The following is a 24,733-nucleotide window of genomic DNA, read 5'->3' as shown; positions in this document are numbered from 1 at the left end:
CAGAAGAAATATCGGGAGCGCAATGTGCTCTGAATTAACACAAAGCACATGTTTTTCCCGGACCAAAACCGTTGCAAACCGATGCGATATCTACATGAGCGTGCCATTGTAGCCCCGGTAAGCGCAGCGCCACCGGGGGGCGGCCGGAGTAATTACGCCAAAATGGCCTTACAGATAGCGTCGCTGACCTGCTGCGTTGAGGCGTTGCCTTTCATGTCCGGGGTTTTCGGCCCGCTGGCGATCACCTGCTCTATCGCCGCCAGAATGCCGTTGTGCGCGGCGTGGTAGCGCTCGTCGCCGTTTCCGAGGAAATCGAGCATCATCGCCCCAGCCCAAACGGTAGCGATCGGGTTGGCGATATTTTTACCGTAAATATCCGGTGCCGACCCGTGAACCGGTTCGAACAGCGACGGGAAGGTCCGCTCTGGGTTCAGGTTAGCCGACGGCGCAATACCGATAGTGCCGGTACAGGCCGGGCCGAGATCCGACAGAATATCGCCAAACAAATTGGAGCCGACGACCACGTCGAAACGTTCCGGCTGCAGCACGAAGCGGGCGCAGAGAATATCGATATGCTGCTTGTCCCAGCGAATCTCGGGATAGCTTTTGGCCATCTCTTCCACGCGCTCATCCCAGTAGGGCATGCTGATCGCCAGACCGTTAGATTTGGTTGCTGAGGTCAGCGTTTTGCGCGGGCGGCTTTGCGCCAGCTCAAAGGCGTAGCGCAGGATCCGGTCAACGCCGCGGCGGGTGAAGACCGACTCCTGAATCACCACTTCATGCTCGGTGCCTTCATTGGCGCGACCGCCAAGGGCGGAATATTCGCCTTCGGTATTTTCGCGCACCACGTAAAAATCGATGTCGCCGGCCTTTTTACCCGCCAGCGGACAGGGGACGCCGGGGAACAGGCGCACCGGGCGCAGGTTGACGTACTGATCGAACTCACGGCGGAACTTCAGCAGCGACCCCCAAAGCGAGATATGGTCGGGGACGGTATCCGGCCAGCCGACGGCGCCGAAATAGATAGCATCGAAGCCCTGCAACTGCTCGCGCCAGTCGTCCGGCATCATCTTGCCGTGATGGGTGTAATATTCGCAGCTTGCCCACTCCATCTGTTCGAAGCTCAGCGACAGATCCCAACGCTGCGCGGCGGCTTGCAGCACGCGAATACCTTCAGGCAGAACTTCTTTACCAATTCCGTCACCGGGGATGGCGGCAATACGACAGGTTTTTTTCATTCCGGTTCTCACTTTTTAGCGATGATGTTTGACCACCTGCCTATCCTATAATTGACTGGTTCATAATTAATCACGCTAACTGGTGAAACATAAAACACAGATCATGAATAATCTGCCGCTGCTAAATGATTTACGCGTGTTCATGCTGGTCGCTCGCCGGGCTGGTTTTGCCGCCGCCGCCGAGGAGCTTGGCGTCTCACCGGCGTTCGTCAGCAAGCGGGTTTCGCTGCTGGAGCAAACCCTGCATGTGATGTTGCTGCACCGTACCACCCGTCGGGTCACCATTACCGAAGAGGGGGAGCGGATCTACGAATGGGCGCAGCGCATTCTGCAGGATGTGGATGAGATGATGGACGAGCTTTCCGACGTGCGTCAGGTACCGCAGGGAACGCTGCGTATTATCAGCAGCTTTGGTTTTGGCCGTCGGGTGGTGGCGCCGGCGCTGTCGGCGCTGGCGCGCCAGTACCCACAACTTGAGCTGCGCTTCGATGTCCAGGACCGGCTGGTGGATTTAGTCAATGAAGGGGTGGATCTCGATATTCGCGTCGGCGACGATATCGCGCCGAATCTGATTGCCCGCAAGCTTGCGACCAACCACCGTATTCTCTGCGCGTCACCGCAGTTTCTTGCCCGCCATCCGCAGCCGAAGCAGCTTAGCGATCTGGCTACCTTACCCTGCCTGGTGATCAAAGAGCGCGACCATCCGTTTGGCGTCTGGCAATTGCACAGCAAAGAGGGTCAGCACGCGATCAAAGTGACCGGGCCGCTCTCCTCCAACCATGGAGAGATTGTGCATCAGTGGTGTCTGGATGGGCAGGGGATCGCGTTACGCTCATGGTGGGATGTCAGTGAAAATATCGCCAGCGGCCATCTGGTGCACGTGCTGCCGGACTACTTCCAGCCCGCCAACGTCTGGGCGGTCTACGTGTCGCGGCTGGCGACCTCAGCCAAAATTCGCACCACCGTGGAGTTTCTGCGCCACTATTTTCAGCAGCACTATCCCCAGCAGTGTATCGTCAGCAGCGAGGAAAACAGCCGGCGACCAGCGCCGCCGGCGGAGGGCGTTACAGACGAGTGACGCTTTGCAGAATCGTCAGCGCGCGGGAGAATTGAGCATCCGGGATGGTCAACGGATAGAGGAAGCGAATGACGTTGCCATACTGACCGCAGGTCAACAGCAGCAGGCCCTGCTCCAGCGCCTGCTGCTGGATTTTCTGCGCAATCGCCGCCGAAGGTTCGCCGGTCGCCGGATCGAAGAACTCGGCGGCGATCATCGAACCCACGCCGCGCGCTTCCACCAGCGCAGGACACCAGCCCTTAACTTCCTGTAGCGTTGCCAGCAGGCGCTCGCCGAGGAACTGCGCGCGCTCGCACAGCGCTTCGTTATCAATGATATCCAGCACCGCATGCGCGGCCGCCACCGCCAGCGGGTTGCCGGCGTAGGTGCCGCCTAAGCCGCCCGGCGCCGGGGCATCCATAATCTGCGCGTTACCAACCACGCCGGAAAGCGGCATGCCGCCCGCCAGGCTTTTAGCCATCGTCATCAGATCCGGTTTATCGGCATAGTGATCCATGGCGAACAATTTGCCGGTGCGGGCGAAGCCGCTCTGCACTTCATCGGCAATCATCACGATGCCGTGCTCATCGCAGATGCGGCGTACCGCGGCAACCAGCTCTTTCGGCGCAACGTTAAAGCCGCCTTCGCCCTGTACCGGTTCGAAAATAATCGCTGCCACCTGTTTGGCTTCGATATCGGCTTTGAACAGGCGTTCAAGGGCGGTAATCGAATCGGCGGTGCTGATACCGTGCAGCGCTGACGGGTACGGCACGTGGTATACCGAGCCGGGGAACGGCCCGAAGCCCAGTTTGTACGGCGCGACCTTACCGGTTAGCGCCATCGTCATATAGGTACGGCCATGGAAACCGCCGCCGAAGGCGATAACGCCCGGACGTCCGGTATGGGCACGGGCGATTTTCACCGCGTTTTCGACCGCTTCCGCGCCGGTAGAGAAGAAGGCGGTTTTTGCCGGGCCTTTTACCGGCGCCAGTTCGTTGAGCTTCTCCGCCAGCGACACATAGCTTTCATAAGGCACGATCTGATAGGCGGTATGGGTAAATTGCTGTAGCTGCTGTTCAACCGCGGCGACCATCCGCGGATGGCGATGGCCGGTATTCAGCACCGCGATGCCGGCGGCGAAATCGATATATTCATTGCCTTCGACATCGGTCAAGGTGGCGTTTTGCGCGCTCTGGGCAAAGAAGTTGCACATAACGCCCACCCCGCGCGGGGTAGCGGAAAGACGACGCTGATGGAATTCATTGTTGCTCATAATAAACACCCTTTAGCAAAAGTTAATCACGGAACCGAACGGCAAATCAGACCCCAAGGCGGTCGCGCAGGCTGTAGTAGGCGGCGCCCATGGCGGTAAAAGGAATTCGCAGGCTGCGCCCGCCCGGGAACGGGTAGTGCGGCAGTTTGGCGAAGGCATCGAAGCGCTCGGCATCGCCGCGCAGCAGTTCTGAAATCAAGCGTCCGGCCAGATGGGTACAGGTCACGCCGTGACCGCTGTAGCCCTGCATGTAGTAAATATTGTTATCGAGACGGCCGAATTGCGGCATACGCGACAGGGTCAGCAGGAAGTTGCCGGTCCAGCGGTAGTCAATTTTCACCCCCTGCAGCTGCGGGAAGGTTTTCAGCAGCTTCGGCATAATCAGCCGCTCAACGTCGTCCGGGTCACGGGCGCCGTAGACAACGCCGCCGCCGTACAGCAGGCGGTTGTCGCCGGTAAGACGGTAGTAGTCCAGCAGGTAGTTACAATCTTCCACACAGTAGTTTTTCGGGATCAGCGAGCGGGCGAGCGCTTCCGGCAGCGGTACGGTCGTCACGACCTGAGTGCCGCACGGCATGCTGCGTTTTGCCAGTTCCGGCTCAAGCTTGTCGCCGAGATAGGCGTTACCGGCGACGATCACGTAGCGCGCGGTTACCTGGCCGCGCGCGGTACTGACCACCGCCGGGCTGGTGTGCTGAATTCGGGTCACCGGCGACTGCTCATACACCCGGCCGCCGTTAAGACGAATAGCGTCCGCTTCGCCGATGGCGAGGTTCAGGGGGTGAATATGGCCGCCGCTGTGGTCGAGCAGGGCGCCGACGTAGCGGTCGCTGTCTACTTCGCGACGAATGGCATGGCTGTCGAGCAGCTCCAGTTGGGTATTGCCGTAGCGCTCCCAGTTGGCTTTTTGCTCTTCCAGCGTTTCCATTTGCTTATGGTTCATGGCCACAAACAGGCCGCCTGGGCGGTAATCGCACTGGATCTGGTAGCGCTGAATGCGCTCGCGAATAATATCGCCGCCTTCGAACATCATGCTGCCGAGCATTTTGGCCGCATCCGGGCCGTAGTTCTTCTCAATAACGTCGATATCGCGGCTATAGGAGTTAACCAGCTGTCCGCCGTTACGGCCGCTGGCGCCGAAGCCGATACGCGCGCCTTCCAGCACCACCACGTCGTAACCCATTTCGGCCAGATGCAGGGCCGAGGAGAGGCCGGTGTAGCCGCCGCCGACGACGCAGACATCACAGGTGATTGATTCCTCCAGCGTCGGGAACGGTTCATATTTATTGGCGCTGGCGGCGTAGTAGCTAGTGGTATGTTCAGTCATGATCAAGACTCCAGAGCAATCCAGATGGTTTTCAGTTCGGTGAATTTTTCCAGCGCGTGCAGCGATTTATCGCGCCCGTTGCCGCTCTGCTTATAGCCGCCGAACGGGACGGTCATATCACCATCGTTGTAGTTGTTGACGAAGACCGAGCCGGCCTTCAGGCGGCGACTCATGCGGTGGGCGCGCGACAGATCGCGGGTCCACACCGCGGCGCCAAGACCGTAGTCGCTGTCGTTGGCCAGCTGCAGCGCCTGTTCTTCGCTTTTGAAGCGCGTGACGACCAGCACCGGGCCGAAGATCTCTTCGCGGCTGAGGGTTGAGGCCGGGTCGACATCAACGAAAATGGTCGGGCCGACGGCGGCAGGCCACGGATTTTTGCGCCCGTCGAGGAATAGCGTGCTTTTGGTTTCACCGCCGCGGATAAAGCTGTGCACGCTGTCGGCATGGGCGTTATCAATTAACATTCCCATGGTGGTATCGGGATCGAGCGGATTACCCGGCTGCCAGTTTTGCGCCTGTGCTTTCAGTAATGCCAGGAACTCGTCGGCGATGCTCTCTTCCAGCAGCAGGCGGGTGCCGGCGATGCAGACCTGCCCCTGGTTATAGAAGATACCGCCGGCGGTGGCGTTGACCGCTTTTTGCAGATCCGGACAGTCGGCGAAGACGATATTGGCGCTCTTACCGCCCGCTTCCAGCCACACGCGCTTCATATTGCTGTCGCCGGCATCTTTCAGCAGCTGTTTGCCGGTACGCGTGGATCCGGTGAAAGTGATGACTTCAACGTCAGGATGCAGCGCCAGCGCCTGTCCGGCCTCGTGGCCAAAGCCGCTGACCACGTTTAACACCCCGTCCGGAAGTCCGGCTTCTTTCGCAAGCCCAGCCAGACGCAGGGCGGTGAGCGGCGATTTTTCCGAGGGTTTGAGGATTACGCTATTACCTGCCGCCAGCGCCGGGCCGAGTTTCCAGCAGGCCAGCAGCAGCGGGAAGTTCCACGGCACTACCGCGGCAATCACGCCAATCGGTTCACGAACGATCATTGCCAGCTCGTTGCCGCCGGTGGGCGCCACTTCGCCATAAACTTTATCCAGCGCTTCGGCGTACCAGCGAATGGCGCGGGCGGCGCCGGGAATATCGTCGCGCAGGCTGTGGCGAATCGGTTTGCCGGTATCGAGCGTTTCCAGCAGTGCCAGCTCTTCACGATGGGTTTCCATCAGGTCAGCAAATTTCGTGAGAACCGCTTTACGCCGGGCCGGAGAGGCCTGCGACCAGTCGCCGTTATCAAAAGCCTGACGCGCGGCTTTCACTGCCCGTTCGACGTCGGCTGTTTTACCGCGGGCGACCTGCGCTAATGTCTGCTGTGCGGCAGGGTCGATAGTCTCAAAGGTGGTATTATCGGCCGCGGCGCAATATTCGCCGTTAATAAATAAGCGCGTTTCAATGGCCAGTTTTTTCGCTTTTTCCTGCCAGTAAGCCAGGTGCTGAAAATTCATCATGACTCCTTAAAAACATCATCGGCAAAATATAGGGTTCGGCGTTTTCAGGCTGCTCAGGGCGCAGGGCGTCCCCGGGGTAGAAAACCGTCTCTTCGCCATTCACTGGCGTTAATTATCTTTGGGCCAGCAGGAAATAAGATTTCCGCGCTGCGCAGGTATTAGTACTGCGAGTTCTTCGCCGCGGCGGAAATATTACATCCGCCGCGACAGGCCTGAAGAAAGCCTGAAACCTGCTCAGGCTAAGAAATCAGAATGTGGTGGGGGTATGGGCACTGATAATGCGGCAGATACCTGCCGAGGTGTTGCTGAAGCTATGAGGGATGCCGGTATTAATGGCATAGCTCTGTCCAGCCACCAGGTGGTACGACTGACCGTTAATCGTCAGCACGATCTCACCTTCCAGTATGGTGCCTATCTCCTCACCCTGATGCTTAATTCTCTCCCCGGTTGTGGTCCCAGGCTGGTAAGTTTCAAAAATCATCGCCAGCGTACGGTTCGGATTTCCGTTATGAACCAGTTTCATTGAAACGCCCTGACTCCCCATTTCGATAAGATCGTCCTGATTAATGACGACCTGCGGTTCATCCGGCTTTTCGGGTTCAGAAAAGAATTCCGAGAGCGACAGCCCATATACTTTCAGCAGCTTTTGCAGCGTACTGATGGCAGGACTGACTTTGTCCTGCTCTATGGTGCTGATGGCACTATGTGTTAACCCAGACAGTTCGGCGGCACGACGCTGTGAAAGACCCAGCTGTTGGCGGATCTCTGACAGACGTTTCCCTGGCGCCAGTCCGTCATCGCTCATATTTGCATTTCCTTAACTGTAGTGGTCAGAGCCGCCGCTTTTCGGCGACATGGCTCTGACAGGCGGTGATAAAACCATCAAACAACATACGCGACAGGGCGTATTCGCTACTGTTCCATTCAGGATGCCATTGCACGCCCAGCGCGAAAGGGTGGTCGTTGACGCTGACCGCCTCAACCAGCCCATCCGGTGAACGGGCCTCCACGCGCAGACGCGAACCCAGCGTTTTTGCGCCCTGGCCGTGTAGCGAGTTTACCCAAAACGTGTTGCAGCCCGGTATTAACTGAGAAAGTAAACCTCCTTCCTGCACCTCCACCTGGTGGGACGGCGCATACTGCTGCTCCACCGGTAGTTCAGGATCTTCGCGATGCTCCAGCAGTTCCGGCTGTTCAAACAGACGACGATACAGAGTCCCGCCGGTGGCGACAACCAGTTCCTGCAGCCCTCGGCAGATGGCGAAAATGGGGATGCGCCTTTCGAGCGCGGCGTTAATTAGCGCCATGCTCAGAAGATCACGCCCGGGGTCGGCGTCAGGCTCATCGCCGTTTTCACCATAAAGGTGCGGCTGCACGTTGCTGGGGCTGCCTGGCAGGTAGATCCCGTCCAGTTTATCGACTAACGCATCCAGCAGTTCCGGCTCGGCCAGCGCGTGCGGCAGGGCAATCGGCAGTCCGCCAGCGTTAACAATGGCATTCAGGTACTTTTCTTGCAGAGTCTGGGTCTGGTGACCCTTAAGCCTGTTTCTACACATCACGACGCCAATAACTGGCTTGTACATTATATTTTCCATGATCGCCCTCACAAAGTGGACTAAATTATGACCGCCCGTGGCTGATAAACGGCCATATCGTTCAATATTTTCTCAATCTAGCAGTGGAAATAGCCGTTTGCAAACTTAATTTAACATTTGACAAACATTTTGTTTGCATACACATTCGAAGGGTGGACATTATATTTGACGTTTTCAGTCAGGGTCCGAAAACTAAAACAACGGCGGTGAATCATGGATACCAATATCGTAGAAGTTGAGAATTTTGTTCAGCAGACGGAAGAGAGACGGGTAAGCGCGTTCGCTAAAGAAGTGAAGCGCTACCTCGAAACCTACCCCAACACTCAGTATGTCGATGTACTCCTCACAGACCTGAACGGCTGCTTCCGCGGCAAACGCATTCCGGTCGCCAGCCTCAGCAAGCTGGAGAAGGGCTGCTACTTCCCGGCGTCCGTTTTCGCGATGGATATTCTCGGCAACGTGGTGGAAGAGGCCGGGCTTGGCCAGGATATGGGCGAACCGGACCGCAGCTGCGTCCCGGTATTGGGCACGTTGACCCCTTCGGCAGCCGATCCGGAATACATCGGCCAGGTCCTGTTGACCATGGTTGATGAAGATGGCGCTCCCTTTGACGTTGAGCCGCGGAACGTACTCAACCGCCTCTGGCAGCAGCTCCGCCAGCGCGGATTGTTCCCCGTGGTAGCGGTAGAGCTGGAGTTCTATTTACTCGATCGCAAACGCGATGCCGAAGGCTACCTGCAGCCGCCGTGCGCGCCCGGCACCGACGACCGTAATACCCAAAGCCAGGTCTATTCCGTTGATAACCTCAACCATTTTGCCGATGTACTGAATGATATTGATGAACTGGCCCAGTTACAGCTGATCCCGGCGGATGGCGCGGTGGCTGAAGCCTCTCCGGGGCAGTTCGAAATCAACCTCCACCACACCGATAACGTGCTGGATGCGTGCGATGATGCGCTGGCATTAAAACGTCTCGTGCGTTTAATGGCGGAGAAGCATAAGATGCACGCCACTTTTATGGCGAAACCTTATGAAGAGCATGCGGGTAGCGGGATGCATATCCATATCAGCATGCAAAACAATAAAGGTGAAAACGTGCTGGCGGATGCGGACGGCGAGGATTCAGCCCTGCTGAAACGCGTGCTGGCCGGGATGATTGACCTGATGCCGGCGTCGATGGCGCTGCTGGCGCCGAACGTGAACTCGTATCGTCGCTTCCAGGCGGGCATGTATGTGCCGACGCAGGCGTCATGGGGGCATAACAACCGTACGGTAGCGCTGCGCATTCCGTGTGGCGATCGGCATAACCACCGCGTTGAATATCGCGTGGCCGGGGCGGACGCCAACCCGTATCTGGTGATGGCGGCGATTTTCGCCGGTATCCTGCACGGGCTGGATAATCCGCTGCCGCTGCAGGACGAGGTGGAAGGTAACGGTCTGGAACAAGAAGGCTTGCCGTTCCCAATCCGCCAGAGCGACGCCCTGTGGGAGTTTATGCAAAACGATCATCTGCGGGAGCGTCTTGGCGAGCGTTTCTGCCACGTTTACCACGCCTGTAAGAATGATGAGTTACTGCAGTTCGAGCGTCTTATCACAGAAACGGAAATTGAGTGGATGTTGAAAAACGCCTGATGGTCGCCCCGTAAGGGGCGCATTAGTTTAATCGGTAGCATCATACGGCCTGAGCGGAGCCTGGTCGTTCTTTTTTGCTGGGAGCCCAGCCATTTCCCGGATGTCGCGTTAAGGAGCGCAGGCGGCAACGGGGCTTCAGTTAACGACACAGTGTGTGACGAGGAAATGAGATGATGCAGATGTTCAAATATCCGCAGGGAGAAGGGGGCCTCTTTGGCCGCATTGGATGCCAACTTACCGCCGTTCATCGGTCCGTCTTACCCTTTTATTTACGCCTTACCCCCTTGCTAAGCAGGTTTGTTACCCGGTCTTTGTGCCCGCAAACTGTCGTCGGCATGGGGGGAATGCGTCATGGCTGCTAATCTTCCTGCAGAAAACGCCGCTCAGGCGGGAAAACCGCGTCTGCGTAAATCGCTCAAACTGTGGCAAGTGGTAATGATGGGGCTGGCTTATCTAACCCCCATGACGGTGTTTGATACCTTCGGCATCGTTTCCGGCATCAGCAATGGCCACGTTCCGGCCTCGTATTTGCTGGCGCTGGCTGGAGTGCTGTTCACCGCCATCAGCTACGGCAAGCTGGTGCGCCAGTTCCCGGAAGCGGGTTCGGCCTACACCTATGCGCAAAAATCGATTAACCCGCATATCGGTTTTATGGTCGGCTGGTCCTCGCTGCTCGACTATCTGTTCCTGCCGATGATTAACGTCCTGCTGGCGAAGATCTACCTCTCCGCGCTGTTTCCGGAAGTGCCGCCGTGGGTGTGGGTCGTAACTTTTGTCGCCATTCTGACCGCGGCGAATCTGAAAAGCGTTAACCTGGTGGCCAACTTCAATACCCTGTTCGTGCTGGTGCAGATCTCCATCATGGTGGTGTTTGTGATTCTGGTGGTACAAGGGCTGCATAAAGGCGAGGGCGTTGGCACCGTCTGGTCGCTGCAGCCGTTTATCAGCGAGAATGCGCATCTGATCCCGATTATTACCGGCGCGACGATTGTCTGCTTCTCGTTCCTCGGCTTTGACGCCGTTACCACGCTTTCTGAAGAAACCCCGAATGCCGCGCGGGTGATCCCGAAGGCCATCTTCCTTACCGCGATGTACGGCGGCATTATTTTTATCGTCGCCTCGTTCTTTATGCAGCTGTTTTTCCCGGATATCCATCGCTTTAAAGATCCGGACGCCGCGCTGCCGGAAATTGCGCTGTATGTCGGCGGCAAGCTGTTCCAGTCGATTTTCCTGTGCACCACTTTTGTTAATACCCTGGCATCGGGCCTGGCGTCACACGCCAGCGTGTCGCGCTTGCTGTACGTGATGGGCCGCGATAACGTCTTCCCGGAGCGCATTTTCGGCTATGTGCATCCGAAATGGCGTACCCCGGCGCTGAACGTGATTATGGTGGGCATCGTCGCGCTGTCGGCGCTGTTCTTCGACCTGGTGACCGCGACGGCGCTTATCAACTTCGGCGCGCTGGTGGCCTTTACCTTCGTTAATCTCTCGGTATACAACCACTTCTGGCGGCGCAAGGGGTATAACAAAACCTGGAAAGATCGCTTCCACTATCTGCTGTTGCCAATGGTCGGCGCCCTGACCGTGGGGGTGCTGTGGTTGAACCTCGAGGCGACCTCGCTGACGCTGGGGCTGGTGTGGGCCGCGCTGGGATTGCTTTATCTGACCTACCTGACCCGCCGTTTCCGTAAACCGCCGCCGCAGTTTGACGCGACGAAAGCGGAGCAGGCCTGGGAGTCGTAATTTGCTGTTACCACGACAACAAGGCAGCCAGGCCTGATGTCGAAAAAGGGCTCCATGTTTATCATGGAGCCCTTTTTAATGACTTGAATATCTGCTTTTACCCCATCTTTTGTTTTTTTGTCGACTTTAAATGAACGGTTTTTATTTCCGCTGTGAATATAATGGGCCGGTAATATTATATATTATGGGGTAATAAACTTATATTTTAATTTTGTGTTGCTGGGCGTATTATTTTTGGTCAGTGCTGTTTTATCAAAAGGATATTTGGTTATGACAGAACAAACTAAAATAATTCAATTACAGGATACATTAAACCGTTATTTGCTTTACTTTCCGCGAAGCAAAAGTACGGCTGTCGATGTGCATTCTTTTATAGGCGAAGAGACGCTCAGCAAACCGTATCGGTATACCATCCGTTTTTCCAGTGCCGATGACAATATCCCCGCCGGAGCTGTTCTCAATCAGATCGCGCAGTTTTATCTTCGGGCGCCTAATCCGAACGCGCGTTGGCAGAACGAGGCAGCCTGGGTGCCGGTACGTCAGATTAACGGCGTTATAACACAATTTACCCGCCTGAAGTCGTCCTCAGATGAGGCGCTATATGAGTGCGTGCTGGAGCATGAGCTTGCGCTGCTGGATAAAAATTATCGCTCAGCGGTGTATACGTATGTCACCGTGCCGGAAGTTGTTACGCAACTCATGAAAAATAGCGGCTACTTCAAAGGGTATAATATCGATTTCGACAGGCTGAGTTACACCTATCCTCGAAGGGAAATGATTATTCAGTGGAAAGAAACGGATCTGCAGTTTATTCGTCGGCTGTTGGCTGAAATTGGCATCTGGTTTCGTTTTGAGAATCACCATAAGGTTCAGACGGAAACCGTGGTGATTTTTGCTGACTCTGACAGTCGATACATTTACCGCGATAAAAAACTCCCCTACGTCCGCTATTCCGGGATGACCAGCTATGACGAGTATGTGACCGATCTGGAAGAGCAGCACTCGCTGATTCCTGAACAGGTATTAGTACGCACCTACAACTATCGCGATCCGTATTCTCCACAAGCTATTAAAACCATTATCAATAATGATATCCCGGAGGGGATTACGTCCGGGGGAGAGTATCACTACGCCGATCATTACCTCGCAGACGGCGATTTTCACGCAACAGAAGCTGAGACGGCCACGTTTTCCCATTATTGCAGGCGTTAGATGCAAAAAATCTGGCGTCAGAACGCCTGGATATGGAGGCCTCACTAGGGGAAAAGAGTGCCGGTTATCGATGGCTGGCTTTGGCGCTGGCTGCCGATGCCGTTAGATATGCGCAAGGCGAGCAGCTGGTGGCGACATCTGAAAATAACAAGTTTGCTATTACTTCCTTGTCTTCAAAGAAGACGAATTTACCCGAAAAAGCGAAGTGGGGCCATACGATACCGCCAGTTGTGCATAGCGTTATAGTATGGGGGGGCCTGATGATTTCGTGGCTGTTTTATAATGTGAGTTTTACGCCTAAACCTGAACATATCTCTACGCTGTGGATCGTGGCGAGTATAGCCATTCCTGCAATTATCGCTTTTGGCGCTGGTTTGTCATTGACTGTTTTAGCCGTCAATAAGGCATATCAACATATGGGGTATTGAGCTGAATCTTATTGTATAGACGGGAAGAAGCCGACCGTGAGATCGGCTTCTTCCCTGGTAATACGCAGCCCGGGTGTAAAGATTGGCAAAGTGAAGTTATTTCTTTTTTTTATCGGTTGGCAACTGACCGGCGCGACGTTCTTTGATGTAAGACACCAGGCTGTAAACGGCGACACCCAGTAGAGCGATCGCCACGATAAAGAGCAAGAAACCCGACATAAATTAACCTAATAATTTGTTTAAACAGAAGAAAAAATAACGCCTCACGAAGACGATAACATCGGGATGTTTCCGAAAGATGACCTAAAAGTGCCAAAGGCATCCAGCATGGCTCATTATGTTAAAATATTGATGGTGTTAATGTATTGTGACGCTATGTGCGCGCCTTAGCGTCTGATGTAACACTCCGTTAAGTCATTTTACAGACGGATGGGATTGCGGCTGTTACGCTAACCGTTGAATGAGAATTTTCTGAGAGTAATGCATGTTTAAAACAAGTCTCGCCGGCCTGCTTGCTTCGGCGCTTATGCTGACGGCTTTTGCCAGTTGGGCGCAGTCGGAAAGCCAACAGGTTCGCGAACGAATTGTCGAGCAGGTGTTAAAACCCTGCGAAGGTAAAAAGGCCGGGGATAAAGTGGTGATGGTCGACCGCCGGGGCGGTGAACATGAAGCGATTTGTACGCTGGCGGCGGTGCCATTACCGGAATAGGTAGCCGCTTTCGCCACTCCCTCTGCGACACTCATCCTGACTCTGTTTTATGCCTTCGGTAGCGGTTAAGATCATACCAACTGAGGTACTCGCGGGTTATGGCTTGCGCTTTATCCGGGCGATCTGCCGTTAATTTATTCACCATGCAGGCTGAAACTGCCGGTGTTGCGGCCTCAAATCCCCGGTGGCGCTGCCGCTTACCGGGGCTACAGCGCTGTGCGATTTGGTAGCCCGGAGAAGGCGCAACGCGCCGCGTCCGGGAAAACTCCTTAAGAAAGTTGCCAACCGATAACCGTATCTACGGTCCTGAATCTGCCGCTCCCGGCCATCTCTGAAGTGTTAAAAAAGCGACCGGCGCCTCAGTTTGTGAGCCATTGCCCGCAAAAATGTCATAAATCCGTCACAATGATGGCGATGATAATAAATGACTGAGGATGAAGGGATGAAAAAAAGTCTACTCGCCGCCGCGGTGGCCGGGGCCGTATTGTTATCCGCTGGCGCCCAGGCGCAGGACGCCGTTGCGCCGGAAGGGTATCAACTGCAACAGGTGCTGATCATGAGCCGCCACAACCTGCGCGCGCCGCTGGCCAATAACGGCAGCGTACTTGAGCAGTCGACGCCGAAATCCTGGCCGCAGTGGGATGTGCCAGGCGGCCAGTTAACCACCAAAGGCGGCGTGCTGGAGGTCTATATGGGCCACTATATGCGTGAGTGGCTGGCGCAGCAGAAGCTGGTGACCAGCGGCGAATGCCCGCCGGAAAATGCCGTCTACGCCTACGCTAATAGCCTGCAGCGCACCGTCGCCACCGCGCAGTTCTTTATTACCGGCGCTTTCCCTGGCTGCGGGGTGCCTGTGCATCATCAGCCGCAGATGGGAACGATGGATCCCACGTTCAACCCGGTCATTACTGACGATTCAGCCGAATTCGCGCAAAAAGCGGTGCAGGCAATGGAAAAAGAGCGTCAGGGGATGCAGCTCGCTGAGAGCTACAAGCTGCTGGAAGAGATGACCGACTATCGTAATTCGCCATCCTGTAAAGAAAAGCATGTCTGCTCGCTTAGCGACGGTAAAGATACCTTTAGCGCCAAATATCAGCAGGAGCCAGGTGTTTCCGGGCCGCTGAAGGTCGGTAACTCGCTGGTGGATGCCTTCACCCTGCAGTACTACGAAGGTTTTCCGAAGGATCAGGTGGCGTGGGGCGAAATTGCCAGCGATAAGCAGTGGCAGGTGCTGTCAAAGCTTAAAAATGGCTATCAGGACAGCCTGTTTACTTCCGCGGAAGTGGCGCGCAACGTCGCTAAGCCGCTGGTTAAATATATCGATAATGCGCTGGTGGGCGATGGCGCCGCTAAGGCGAAAGTGACGCTGCTGGTCGGGCATGATTCCAACATCGCTTCGCTGCTGACGGCGCTGGACTTTAAACCCTACCAGTTACCCGGCCAGTATGAGCGCACCCCCATCGGCGGCAAGCTGCTGTTCCAGCGCTGGCACGATAGCGGCAGCAATCGCGATTTAATGAAGATTGAGTATGTCTATCAAAGCACTGAACAGCTGCGCAACGCGGATGCTTTGAGCCTGCAATCTCCACCGCAGCGGGTCACGCTGGCGCTTAACGGTTGTCCGGTTGATGACCAGGGATTCTGCCCGTTGGAGACGTTCAAAAAGGTCATGAACGAGGCGGCAAAATAAAACAAAAAACCCGGAGCAGTCCGGGTGATGAATGAGCGCGGGCGCAATGCCCGCGCAATTGCGCTATCAGACGTTTTTACGTTCGATGGTCTGTTCGCCCCAGAAGAGGCTGTCTTTATCGGTTTTGGCGAAAGCTCGCGACAACACCTCATCGCTGCCTTCTTCCCAAATTTTCTCCGCCAGCTTTTCATCGTAATTCGCGAGTTCGAAAATGGCTTCGGCGATTTCCAAAGAGGTATTACGTAAGCTTGCCCATTCGCCCACGTGGTGGGCCTTCGCTTCTTGATTCGGCATGCAACTCCTCCTGTTGAAGGTTAGCCGTGTAATTTCACAGCTACATTGGCGACGTGCTCACCCTGGTAGCGAGCGATAGCCAGCTCTTCCTGGCTTGGCTGACGGGAGCCGTCGCCGCCTGCGATGGTGGTTGCGCCATATGGCGTGCCGCCGCGCACCTGGGAGACATCAAACAGCTCCTGCGCGCCGTAGCCAATCGGCACAATGATCATCCCATGATGGGCAAGGGTAGTCCAGGTTGAGGTAATTGTCTGCTCCTGGCCGCCGCCGGTACCGGTTGAACTAAAGACGCTGGCGACTTTGCCATACAGCGCGCCGGAAGCCCACAGGCCGCCGGTCTGATCCAGGAAGGTGCGCATCTGTCCCGACATATTGCCGAAACGGGTAGGGGTACCAAAGATGATGGCATCATACTCCGCCAGTTCCTGCGGTGTGGCGACGGGCGCATTTTGTGTTTTCCCGCCTGCTTTGGCAAACGCTTCAGCCTGCATAGTTTCCGGCACGCGCTTCACAACCACCTCAACGCCGTCAACTTTATTTGCCCCTTCGGCAACGGCATGAGCCATGGTTTCGATGTGTCCATACATGGAATAATAAAGCACCAGAATTTTAGCCATTTGCATCACTCCTCGGTTGCGTAATTGTCCAGCCAAACGACTGGCTACCTATAAAGATAAGACCTGTGGCGCAGAGTGCAAATCCAACAAACATTTGTTTGATTTATAACAAAATGGCAAAGATTAATTTGCAACATGCCTCGTAGCAAATAGATACATTTTGCGCAGGGCTGATTTCAGCTGTAAGAAGAAATGCTTAGCGGTTGCGATCGCGGCTGGCGTCTGGTTTTGACGATTAAATGTTGCGGAATGTGACTATTTGCTTGGGGAATGAGTTTCATTTACTACGCTTATAAGCACGCGATGCATAATGGCCATGCCATATGCCGCGGGGGCTTAGGCCCAGAACTCACCTAATGCAATATGATGTCAAACCCAATGGAGGTCAGTAATGGCAAACCATCGTGGCGGTTCCGGCAATTTTGCCGAAGATCGTGCCAGAGCATCAGAAGCAGGTCGTAAAGGTGGCCAGCACAGCGGGGGGAACTTTAAAAACGATCCTCAACGCGCCTCGGAAGCTGGCAAAAAAGGGGGTAAAAATAGTCACGGCAATCGCAATAGCTAGCCGGGACTGTCTTTTATGATGCGGTGTTAATCTCCCCCGACCCTGCCGCATCACCCTCGCCGCCGACGTATGTCGGCGGTTTTTTTGTCTATGGGTGTTGCTTTCGGCCTGAAGCGCCTGCGAAACTGGTTAGCTATTTATTGCTATTGGTCGCCTCATGTCTTCGCTCAAACTCTCGATAACGCCGCAGGAACTGATCCTGATTGTGATCACCATGTTCTGGGGCGGTACCTTTCTTGCCGTACAGTACGCCGTGAACTTTAGCGGGCCGTTTTTCTTCGTCGGCCTGCGCTTTGCCACCGCCGCGCTGGCGGTGGCGCTACTGTCGCTGCGTACGTTACGCGGCCTGACCTGGCTTGAGGTTAAGGCCGGTGTGGCAATCGGCGTGGCGATTGCGCTCGGCTACAGCCTGCAAACCTGGGGCTTACAGTCCATCTCCAGCAGTAAATCGGCGTTTATTACCGCCATGTATGTACCGCTGGTGCCGCTGTTGCAGTGGCTGTGTCTTGGGCGCATGCCTGGCGTCATGTCCTGCGTGGGCATCGTGTTGGCGTTTATCGGGCTGATCCTGCTGGCGGGGCCGGAAAACAATCTGCTGGCTTTGGGGATTGGCGAAATGATTACCCTGGCAAGCGCGGTGGCTATCGCTGCCGAAATCATTTTAATCAGCGCGTGGGCGCGTCAGGTCGATGTGCGCCGGGTGACGGTGGTACAGCTGGCGACTGCCTCGCTGGTGGCTTTTGCCGCGATGGGGCCGGCTGGGGAGTCTATCCCGCCGATGCGCCCGGAACTGCTGGCCGTCGCGCTGGGACTCGGAATTTTCAGCGCCATTATTCAGGTCACCATGAACTGGGCGCAGCGTAGCGTATCGCCGACGCGGGCGACGCTGATTTACACCGGCGAGCCGGTTTGGGCTGGCGTGTTTGGTCGTATCGCCGGCGAGCGTCTGCCGCTGCTGGCGCTGGTGGGCTGTCTGTTTATTCTCGCCGGAGTGCTGGTCAGCGAGCTGAAGTGGAAGAAAAAATCGCGGCCGCAGATTGCGGCAGAGGAAGCGCCAGAGCTTGCGGATCGGCGCGAGCCCTAATTATGGCCCCGGCGCGCGTCGCCGGGGCGAACCCTGATTATACCGTAGTGGCTTTTGCCACCTTTTCCTGATGCTGACGGCGGTTAAGCAACGCATGCAGTAAAATAGCGCCGAAAGTCGCCGTCCCAATCCCTCCAAGGCGAAAGCCCCCCAGCGATAAAGTAAAATCGCCTGCGCCCAGAACCAGCGTCACCGCTACCATGATTAAATTCGCATTCAGGCTGAGATCGACCCGATTCTGCACCCATATCCGCGCCCCGGTGACCGCAATCAAACCAAAGACCACGATTGATGCGCCGCCAATGACCGGGCCTGGGATCGTATGAATCAGGGCGCCGAACTTGGGCGAAAAGCCGAGCAGGATGGCGATCAGCGCCGCGGCGACAAACACCAGCGTTGAATAGACTTTGGTCACCGCCATAACGCCGATGTTCTCCGCATAGGTGGTGACGCCGCTACCGCCGCAGGCGCCGGAAAGCAGGGTCGCCAGCCCGTCGCCGACAAACGCGCGCCCCATCCAGGGATCCAGATTGCGCCCCGTCATTCCCGATACGGCCTTTAAATGCCCCAGGTTTTCCGCCACCAGAATGATGGCCACCGGTGCAATCAGCAGCATCGCCTGGCTGTCAAAGGTGGGGGAAGTCAAGTGCGGGACACCAAACCACGCCGCCTGGGTGACAGGGGCAAAATCCAGCGGTTTACCAAGAGCGAATCCGTTGGCCAGCAGCGCATAGAGCGCACAGGCGATAATAAGCCCCATCAGGATCAGTAGACGCTGCAGCAGTCCTCGGGTAAAGACCGCGACGGCGCCGATACAAAGCACCGTCAGCATCGCCATCCAGCTGTCGAAGGCGTTGGCGGAAACGCTGTGCACGGCAATCGGCGCCAGGTTTAGACCGATCGCCATCACCACCGCGCCGGTTACTGCGGGCGGCATCAGTCGCTCTATCCAGCCGGTGCCGATTTTCATCACCACCAGACCGATCAGGGTATAGAGCAGCCCGCAGGCGATAATGCCGCCGAGGGCGATGCTGAGATGAGGATTCAACCCCTGGCCCGTGAAGCCGGTCACGGTGATGACCACGCCGACGAAGGCGGCGCTGGAGCCAAGATAGCTCGGTACCCGGCCGCCGGTGACGACAAAGAACAGCAGAGTGCCCACCCCCGACAGCAGGATAGCCAGGTTGGGGTCAATCCCCATCAATAAAGGCATCAATACGGTCGCGCCAAACATCGCCACGGCGTGCTGCACGCCCATGATCAGCGTTTGCCCGGCGGATAAACGTTCATCCGGGGCGACAACGCCGGCATCCGCGGCGGGGGTGGTTAACTGCCAGCGAGGAAAATCGAAGAGTGCCATGATGATATCCCGGGTGAGAGGTTAACAAACGGGCCGCATAAGCGTGTGATAGCCGCGGTCAAACCACATCAGGCCGCGCGGTTCCGGCTGGCGGGCGATAGCCACGACCTGGCAAAACAGAATGTCATGGGTGCCGACCTGTAGCCGCTGGTCGATGCGGCAGTCGAAACTGACCAGCGCCTCTTTCAGCCGCGGGCAGCCGGTCGCGCCGGTTTGCCAGTCGGCGGCGGCAAAGCGCTCATCCATTGCTGTTTTACCGCCAAAGAGCGTCGACAGGGCCTCCTGTCCGGCCGCGAGGGTATTGACGCAAAGGGCCTGATGTTCGCTGAATACCGGCCAGACCGAAGCCGAACGGTTGAGGCACACCAGCAGCGTCGGCGGGGTATCGGTTACGCTGCATACCGCGCTGGCGGTAAAACCGGCGCGCCCGGCAGGCCCTTCGGTGGTGATAATGTTGACCGCCGCGCCGACATGGGCCATGGCGTCACGAAAACTGTGTTGATCCGCTACGTTCATTACCGTCTCCTTATGCCAGCAGGCAGGCTTCATCAAAACTCAGGCGCGGCAGCCGGTCGTACAATTTGCCGGGGTCGCCATAGCCGATATTCACCAGTAGATTGCTTTTCCAGCCGCTGTTGGCGAAAAACGCCGCATCGACTTTCTCGCGGTCGAACCCCGACATCGGGCCGGTGTCGAGGCCCAGCGAGCGGCAGGCGAAAATCAGATACGCCGCCTGCAGCGAGCTGTTGCGAAAGGCGGTTTCCTCGGCCAACTGCGGACTGGAAGTAAACCAGCTCCGGGCGTCGCCGTGCGGAAACAGCGCCGGCAGGCGCTCGTAAAACGCGTTATCCCAGGCCACGATGGCGGTGACCGGCGCCTGCATGGTTTTTTCCACATTGCCGCTGGAGAGCGTTGGGCGGAGTTTCGCTTTGCCCTCGGCGCTGCGCACAAAAACGATTCGCGCCGGTGAACAGTTGGCCGAGGTCGGCCCCATTTTCATCAAGTCGTAAATCTCCTGCAGCTGCCGATCGTTAACCGCCTGCTCCCGCCAGCCATTGTAGGTCCGGGCATGGGTGAATAGGGTCTCGCAAGCCTTTTGGTTGATTGCTTCGCTCATATATTCTCCTCGGCGACCGGCAGCAGGGTCGTCAGGCCGTCGCGTAAAATAGGGTTAAAAGTGTCGCTGTCGGTAACGTTACAGGCATGGCCGCCCCAGGCCATTTCCACGAGTCGGCTACCTGGAATCCCCGCCTGCAGCATTCGCGAGCAGGAGGCGGGGACCAGCAGGTCGTCGGTGGCGCTGATGATCAGTGTCGGGCAGGCGATAGCCGCCGCGCGGCGCGAAAAATCCGCCTGTTTCAGGGCCTGCAGCCTTTTCAGTAGATTCTCCTTGCCCTGGAAATGGCTAATAGCCAACGCGTCTTCCGCTTCGAGACGCGGCAGGCGGGCCGCCATCCACTCCGCCGGATAGAGAAACAGCGGCTGAGCCTCGACCCACGCCTGGGCGCCGCCGGCATGCAACAGGCGTTCGCGGACCTGAAAGCAGCGGCGGGTATGCGGGGAAAGCGTTAGCCAACCGTTTACCAGCACCAGCGCGCTGACCGCGCGCGGATAGTCGAGCGCCAATTGCATCCCAATCAGCGCTCCCAGGGCGTGGCCAACCAGCGCGAAGCGCATGATGCCCGCCGCCTGCAGGGCGCTGAACAGCTCCTGCGCCATCGTCGCCATGCTGTAATTTTCCGGCAATGGGCCGCGGTTCTCCCCGGTACCGTTATGGTCATAGCACACCAGTTGATAATGCTGTTCCAGCGCCGCCCGCTGCGTCAGCCAGTACGCGCTACCCCCGCCAAGCCCGGCGCTCAGCACCACCACCGGGGAGCCGGGCCACGGCGGCGGGGCAATATTGAGCCTCATCATGTTGGAGTCCCGATATGGGCGACGCTGGCAATTTCCACCAGCGCATCGGGTTTCACCAGCCCGCACTGAATACAGAAACGCGCCGGTTTATCACCGGGGAAAAACTCGGCGTAAACCTCGTTAATCGCGGCGTAATTTTGCCAGTCGGTGATAAAGATACTGTTGAAGGTCACATCCGCCATACTGCCCCCCGCCGTTTCGATAACGCTTTTGATAATCTCCAGCACGTGACGGGTTTGCGCCTTTGGGTCGCCGGGGTAGAGCACATTGTTTTGCTTATCGAACGGCAGAGTGCCGGAGACATATACCACTCCGTCGGCGAGCGTCCCTGGAACAAAGGGGGCAATCGGCGTAGCGGTGCCGGGGGGAATAATCACCTGTTTAGGCATAGCGTTTCTCCTCGGTAAAAGCGAGCGGGGCGTCGGGTTCTATGGCGCGACAGAAGCTGCCGACGTCGCTGACCCAGCCGAAAAAGGTTTCAATGTTGAATAACGCCGCCTGTTGCGCGAAGACGGGACCTGCCTGATGGGTGGCATCCTCCAGCACCACGCCAAAGTATTCGAGGAAGAAACCATCGCGCAGCGTCGATTCGACGCAGACGTTGGTGGCGATGCCGGTGAATACCAGGTGGCGAATACCGCGGCTGCGTAGAATGCTGTCGAGCGGGGTATTGAAAAAGCCGCTGTAGCGGGGTTTCGGCAGGACGATATCGCCCTCCCAGGGCCGTAATTCGTCAACCAGTTGATAATCCCAACCGCCTTTTGCCAGCAGCTTGCCCTGTAGTTCCGGGCGTTGGCGCATGGTCTTCAGCGCGTTTGATTTATGGTAATTCGGCGAGCCGGGGCCGCCGGCTTCCACATACTGTTCGTCCCAGCCATTCTGGAACCAGATAATTAACATGCCGGCGGCGCGGGCGGCGGCCACCGCGAGATTAATATTATCGATAACCGGCCGGGTGGCGGAGACGTCAAAACCGGCGAGATCCAGGTATCCGCCCTGGCTTGCATAGGCGTTTTGCATATCGACTACGATTAGCGCGCTGTGCTGCGGCGACAAGGTCAGCGATTCCGGGCGAGCGGGAAGGGTAATCATCAGGCCACCTCGCGGGTAATGGGAGCAATATGGTCACGGCAGCGCATCAGCGGCTGAATACGTTCGCCGAAGGCGTCAATGCCCTGCAGGAAATCATCGAAGGTCAGCAGTACGCCGTCGGTACCGGGGACCGCCGCCACCTCATCGAGCATACGGGCGACGTTGGCATAGGAGCCGACGAGGGTGCCCATATTGATGTTGACCGCGGAGGTGGGGTCGGCCATCTGGCGGACGTTGGTATCGCTGCCGGAGCGGGTATCTTTCTGGCTCTGTTCGGTCAGCCATGCCAGCGCCTCTTCATCCGCGCCGGCTTTGTAGTGTTCCCATTTAGCGCGGGCCGCTTCGTCAGTTTCGTCGGCGATCACCATAAACAGCACGTAGGAGCCGACCTCGCGGCCGGTTTTTTCCGCCGCCTGCATCATCCGTGCGGCGGTGGGCGCGAAGGCGGCGGGGGTATTAACCCCTTTGCCAAAGCAAAAGTTGTAGTCGGCGTGTTGGGCGGAGAACGCCATGCCGGCGTCGCTTTGCCCGGCGCAGATAACCTTCATCGGTTGCGATGGACGTGGGCTGACCCGGCAGTCGTTCATGGTGAAGTAATCACCTTTAAAATCGCTGCGCCCGGTGCCCCAAAGATCGCGCAGAACCGTAACGTATTCAGTCAGGTAGTCATAGCGACTGGCGAAGTATTCATCGCCGGGCCAGATCCCCATCTGGTCATATTCCGGTTTTTGCCAGCCGGTCACCAGATTCACGCCAAAACGTCCGCCGGAGATAGAGTCGATTGTCGAGGCCATGCGGGCGACGATGGCCGGAGGGAGCGTCAACGTCGCGGCGGTGGCATAAATCTCGATCTTCGACGTCACCGCCGCCAGACCGGCCATCAGGGTGAACGATTCCAGGTTATGATCCCAGAACTCAGTCTTCCCTCCGAAGCCGCGTAGTTTGATCATGGAGAGCGCGAAGTCGAAATGGTAGTGCTCGGCCTTCTGAACAATTGCCTTATTCAGTTCGAAGGAGGGCATATACTGCGGTGCATGGGTGGAAATTAACCAGCCGTTATTACCAATGGGAACGAAAACACCGATTTTCATAACTACCTCTCTGTCGTCATGGAAGATGAAATTGCGCGGTGCGGCATCCTGCCTCTTCCCGAACCACCTCGCAGTGGAAATAAAGCAAAGGTAATGCCAGTTTTAAAAAAGTTTTTGTTATTAATGTGTTGTGAAATGGTTACTGGATTTAAGGATAAAAATGTGGACCGAATGGTCAAAATCAGTGCACGAAAAAACGGCAGTCATGCGCGATCGGAGTGCGCAGGGTCGTGTCGGCGAGGGGCTTTTGCTATGCTGAAGACGACTACTGAAGGAGAAGACGTATGGCACAGGGCGCCGTGAAAAAAACCGGCAAGCGTTCACAGGCGGTGAGCGCCAAAAAAGAGGCCATTCTGGCCGCTGCGCTGGAGACCTTCTCGCAGTTCGGCATTCACGGTACGCGGCTGGAGCAGGTCGCTGAACTGGCCGGCGTATCGAAAACCAATTTACTCTATTACTACCCATCAAAAGAGGCGCTGTACGTTGCCGTACTGCAGCGGATCCTCGCCATCTGGCTGGCGCCGCTGCGGGCATTTCGCGAAGATATCAGCCCGCTGGTGGCGATCCGCGAATATATTCGCCTCAAGCTTGAGGTATCGCGCGATCATCCTCAGGCTTCCAGGCTGTTCTGTCTGGAGATGCTGCAGGGGGCGCCGTTGCTGATGGGCGAACTGACCGGCGATCTGAAGGCGTTGATAGATGAAAAGTCGGCGATAATCTCGTCATGGATTGATAGCGGCAAGCTGGCGGCGGTCGATCCGCAGCACCTTATCTTTATGATCTGGGCGACAACACAGCATTACGCCGATTTCGCCACTCAGGTGGAGGCGGTAACCGGCGCAACGCTGCAGGATGAGTTGTTTTTCCAGCAAACCGTGGATAACGTGCAGCGGATGATTATCGAAGGGATCCGCGTACGTTAATTAGCTGGCGGCAGCGGGCAGTTTTGGTCGCCGTCTTCGCACTGAAGCAGCGAGGCGAGGAAGGCTTCGCGCTCGACGCTCTTATCGGTCATGCACTGGCTTATCAGCATCGGTTGCATACTGCCGCCTTCCGCGCCGGAAGCGAGAAACGCGCAGTCTGCGTCACGCAGGGAAATCCACGCCTGCTGGGCTTTCTTCAGCAATTCCAGTTGTTGGCCGGAGGCGCGTTTCAGCGCCTGTTGCCAGGTCTCATTCAGCTTTTTATCGGCCGCCTGATATTGTGCGGCGGCGCACTGATTCATTTCGGTTTGCGTGTTGGCGTTGCTGCAGTCATCCGCCCACGCCGCGCCGCTGGCCAATAGGGCAGCGGCGGCAATTAAAGTGCGTTTCATC

At 56.8% G+C, this 24,733-nt stretch carries 27 protein-coding genes; 10 read left to right on the top strand and 17 right to left on the bottom strand.

Annotated features, from left to right (window positions below):
• Positions 1–152: 152 nt before the first annotated feature.
• Positions 153–1,238 carry a tartrate dehydrogenase gene (locus ABLU78_RS13895; RefSeq protein WP_015704976.1) on the bottom strand — a complete coding sequence of 362 codons (1,086 nt, stop codon included), beginning with the start codon at positions 1,236–1,238 and terminating at the stop codon, positions 153–155.
• An 82-nt stretch (positions 1,239–1,320) separates the two neighbouring features.
• Here ABLU78_RS13895 and ABLU78_RS13890 point away from each other — a divergent pair, with 82 nt between their 5' ends.
• On the top strand, positions 1,321–2,316 hold the full coding sequence (locus ABLU78_RS13890) for a LysR substrate-binding domain-containing protein (RefSeq protein ID WP_015367267.1): 996 nt from the start codon (positions 1,321–1,323) through the stop codon (positions 2,314–2,316).
• Here the strand turns inward: ABLU78_RS13890 and puuE are convergent.
• The 5 genes from puuE to puuD form a co-directional block, all read right to left on the bottom strand.
• Positions 2,303–3,568 carry a 4-aminobutyrate transaminase gene (gene puuE / locus ABLU78_RS13885; RefSeq protein WP_015704978.1) on the bottom strand — a complete coding sequence of 422 codons (1,266 nt, stop codon included), beginning with the start codon at positions 3,566–3,568 and terminating at the stop codon, positions 2,303–2,305. The two genes, ABLU78_RS13890 and puuE, sit on opposite strands and share 14 nt — an antisense overlap.
• Positions 3,569–3,614: 46 nt before the next feature.
• Positions 3,615–4,895, bottom strand: a complete 1,281-nt coding sequence (locus tag ABLU78_RS13880) for an FAD-binding oxidoreductase (protein ID WP_048228636.1) — start codon at positions 4,893–4,895, stop codon at positions 3,615–3,617.
• 2 nt (positions 4,896–4,897) lie between these two features.
• Positions 4,898–6,385 (bottom strand): aldehyde dehydrogenase PuuC, encoded by a 1,488-nt coding sequence (gene puuC, locus ABLU78_RS13875; RefSeq protein ID WP_048228637.1) that lies wholly within the window; start codon positions 6,383–6,385, stop codon positions 4,898–4,900.
• 250 nt (positions 6,386–6,635) lie between these two features.
• Entirely contained in the window at positions 6,636–7,193 is a 558-nt protein-coding gene (gene puuR, locus ABLU78_RS13870) for an HTH-type transcriptional regulator PuuR (protein ID WP_002898590.1), read from the bottom strand.
• Positions 7,194–7,218: 25 nt separating this feature from the next.
• Positions 7,219–7,971: a gamma-glutamyl-gamma-aminobutyrate hydrolase gene (gene puuD / locus ABLU78_RS13865; protein WP_161798760.1), complete on the bottom strand. Its 753-nt coding sequence runs from the start codon at positions 7,969–7,971 to the stop codon at positions 7,219–7,221.
• A gap of 225 nt (positions 7,972–8,196) precedes the next feature.
• Between puuD and ABLU78_RS13860 the strand changes: the two genes are divergently transcribed.
• From ABLU78_RS13860 to ABLU78_RS13845, 4 genes are all read left to right on the top strand, one after another.
• Positions 8,197–9,615: a glutamine synthetase family protein gene (locus tag ABLU78_RS13860; RefSeq protein ID WP_015367262.1), complete on the top strand. Its 1,419-nt coding sequence runs from the start codon at positions 8,197–8,199 to the stop codon at positions 9,613–9,615.
• Between the two features lie 351 nt (positions 9,616–9,966).
• Positions 9,967–11,358, top strand: coding sequence for an APC family permease (locus ABLU78_RS13855; RefSeq protein WP_015704981.1), 1,392 nt, complete (start codon positions 9,967–9,969; stop codon positions 11,356–11,358).
• Positions 11,359–11,628: 270 nt separating this feature from the next.
• Positions 11,629–12,570, top strand: coding sequence for a phage late control D family protein (locus tag ABLU78_RS13850; protein ID WP_048229270.1), 942 nt, complete (start codon positions 11,629–11,631; stop codon positions 12,568–12,570).
• Positions 12,571–12,602: 32 nt separating this feature from the next.
• On the top strand, positions 12,603–12,998 hold the full coding sequence (locus tag ABLU78_RS13845) for a hypothetical protein (RefSeq protein ID WP_226925549.1): 396 nt from the start codon (positions 12,603–12,605) through the stop codon (positions 12,996–12,998).
• Positions 12,999–13,094: 96 nt separating this feature from the next.
• On the opposite strand, the gene ABLU78_RS13840 is transcribed toward ABLU78_RS13845, so the two are convergent.
• Complete coding sequence (locus tag ABLU78_RS13840; RefSeq protein WP_015367255.1) at positions 13,095–13,217, bottom strand: small membrane protein; 123 nt, start codon at positions 13,215–13,217, stop codon at positions 13,095–13,097.
• A gap of 265 nt (positions 13,218–13,482) precedes the next feature.
• Between ABLU78_RS13840 and ABLU78_RS13835 the strand changes: the two genes are divergently transcribed.
• Together ABLU78_RS13835 and agp are read left to right on the top strand one after the other, a co-directional pair.
• The gene (locus tag ABLU78_RS13835) at positions 13,483–13,707 is read left to right on the top strand and encodes a hypothetical protein (RefSeq protein ID WP_015704988.1); all 225 of its coding nucleotides are present in this window, start codon (positions 13,483–13,485) and stop codon (positions 13,705–13,707) included.
• A gap of 442 nt (positions 13,708–14,149) precedes the next feature.
• Entirely contained in the window at positions 14,150–15,397 is a 1,248-nt protein-coding gene (agp, locus tag ABLU78_RS13830; protein WP_015704989.1) for a bifunctional glucose-1-phosphatase/inositol phosphatase, read from the top strand.
• A gap of 66 nt (positions 15,398–15,463) precedes the next feature.
• Here the strand turns inward: agp and ABLU78_RS13825 are convergent, their stop codons facing one another.
• A complete protein-coding gene (locus ABLU78_RS13825) occupies positions 15,464–15,691 on the bottom strand; it encodes a YccJ family protein (protein WP_015367252.1) in 228 nt (75 codons plus the stop codon).
• A gap of 20 nt (positions 15,692–15,711) precedes the next feature.
• Positions 15,712–16,308, bottom strand: coding sequence for an NAD(P)H:quinone oxidoreductase (gene wrbA, locus ABLU78_RS13820; RefSeq protein WP_015367251.1), 597 nt, complete (start codon positions 16,306–16,308; stop codon positions 15,712–15,714).
• Between the two features lie 391 nt (positions 16,309–16,699).
• Between wrbA and ABLU78_RS13815 the strand changes: the two genes are divergently transcribed.
• Both ABLU78_RS13815 and ABLU78_RS13810 read left to right on the top strand, forming a co-directional pair.
• The gene (locus ABLU78_RS13815) at positions 16,700–16,873 is read left to right on the top strand and encodes a general stress protein (RefSeq protein WP_015367250.1); all 174 of its coding nucleotides are present in this window, start codon (positions 16,700–16,702) and stop codon (positions 16,871–16,873) included.
• Between the two features lie 157 nt (positions 16,874–17,030).
• A complete protein-coding gene (locus ABLU78_RS13810) occupies positions 17,031–17,957 on the top strand; it encodes a DMT family transporter (RefSeq protein ID WP_020079169.1) in 927 nt (308 codons plus the stop codon).
• 37 nt (positions 17,958–17,994) lie between these two features.
• Here the strand turns inward: ABLU78_RS13810 and rutG are convergent, their stop codons facing one another.
• Genes rutG through rutA form a run of 7 tightly spaced genes read right to left on the bottom strand, consistent with a single transcriptional unit; the run spans position 17,995 to position 23,417 of the window.
• The gene (gene rutG / locus ABLU78_RS13805; RefSeq protein WP_048228639.1) at positions 17,995–19,317 is read right to left on the bottom strand and encodes a pyrimidine utilization transport protein G; all 1,323 of its coding nucleotides are present in this window, start codon (positions 19,315–19,317) and stop codon (positions 17,995–17,997) included.
• Positions 19,318–19,338: 21 nt separating this feature from the next.
• The gene (gene rutF, locus ABLU78_RS13800; protein ID WP_020079167.1) at positions 19,339–19,833 is read right to left on the bottom strand and encodes an NADH-dependent FMN reductase RutF; all 495 of its coding nucleotides are present in this window, start codon (positions 19,831–19,833) and stop codon (positions 19,339–19,341) included.
• 10 nt (positions 19,834–19,843) lie between these two features.
• The gene (locus ABLU78_RS13795) at positions 19,844–20,434 is read right to left on the bottom strand and encodes a malonic semialdehyde reductase (protein WP_015367246.1); all 591 of its coding nucleotides are present in this window, start codon (positions 20,432–20,434) and stop codon (positions 19,844–19,846) included.
• Positions 20,431–21,234 (bottom strand): pyrimidine utilization protein D, encoded by an 804-nt coding sequence (rutD, locus tag ABLU78_RS13790; RefSeq protein ID WP_048228640.1) that lies wholly within the window; start codon positions 21,232–21,234, stop codon positions 20,431–20,433. The genes ABLU78_RS13795 and rutD overlap by 4 nt, the downstream gene beginning before the upstream one ends.
• Positions 21,231–21,623: a pyrimidine utilization protein C gene (gene rutC, locus ABLU78_RS13785; RefSeq protein ID WP_020079164.1), complete on the bottom strand. Its 393-nt coding sequence runs from the start codon at positions 21,621–21,623 to the stop codon at positions 21,231–21,233. The genes rutD and rutC overlap by 4 nt, the downstream gene beginning before the upstream one ends.
• Positions 21,616–22,326 carry a pyrimidine utilization protein B gene (rutB, locus tag ABLU78_RS13780; protein WP_047055961.1) on the bottom strand — a complete coding sequence of 237 codons (711 nt, stop codon included), beginning with the start codon at positions 22,324–22,326 and terminating at the stop codon, positions 21,616–21,618. Before rutB ends, rutC begins: the two co-directional genes overlap by 8 nt.
• Positions 22,326–23,417 carry a pyrimidine utilization protein A gene (gene rutA / locus ABLU78_RS13775; RefSeq protein ID WP_032707746.1) on the bottom strand — a complete coding sequence of 364 codons (1,092 nt, stop codon included), beginning with the start codon at positions 23,415–23,417 and terminating at the stop codon, positions 22,326–22,328. The genes rutB and rutA overlap by 1 nt, the downstream gene beginning before the upstream one ends.
• A gap of 284 nt (positions 23,418–23,701) precedes the next feature.
• On the opposite strand from rutA, the gene rutR reads away from it, so the two are divergent.
• On the top strand, positions 23,702–24,340 hold the full coding sequence (gene rutR / locus ABLU78_RS13770; RefSeq protein ID WP_015367241.1) for an HTH-type transcriptional regulator RutR: 639 nt from the start codon (positions 23,702–23,704) through the stop codon (positions 24,338–24,340).
• Here rutR and ABLU78_RS13765 read toward each other — a convergent pair.
• Entirely contained in the window at positions 24,337–24,732 is a 396-nt protein-coding gene (locus tag ABLU78_RS13765; RefSeq protein WP_032707747.1) for a lysozyme inhibitor LprI family protein, read from the bottom strand. The genes rutR and ABLU78_RS13765 overlap by 4 nt on opposite strands.
• Position 24,733 lies beyond the last annotated feature (1 nt).

It is taken from the genome of Klebsiella sp. JN_Kp122 (assembly GCF_040062085.1).
GTDB classification, from domain to species: Bacteria; Pseudomonadota; Gammaproteobacteria; order Enterobacterales; family Enterobacteriaceae; genus Klebsiella; species Klebsiella aerogenes.
Note: the sequence above shows the minus strand (reverse complement) of the source record. Positions and strands in the feature narration are given on the sequence as shown.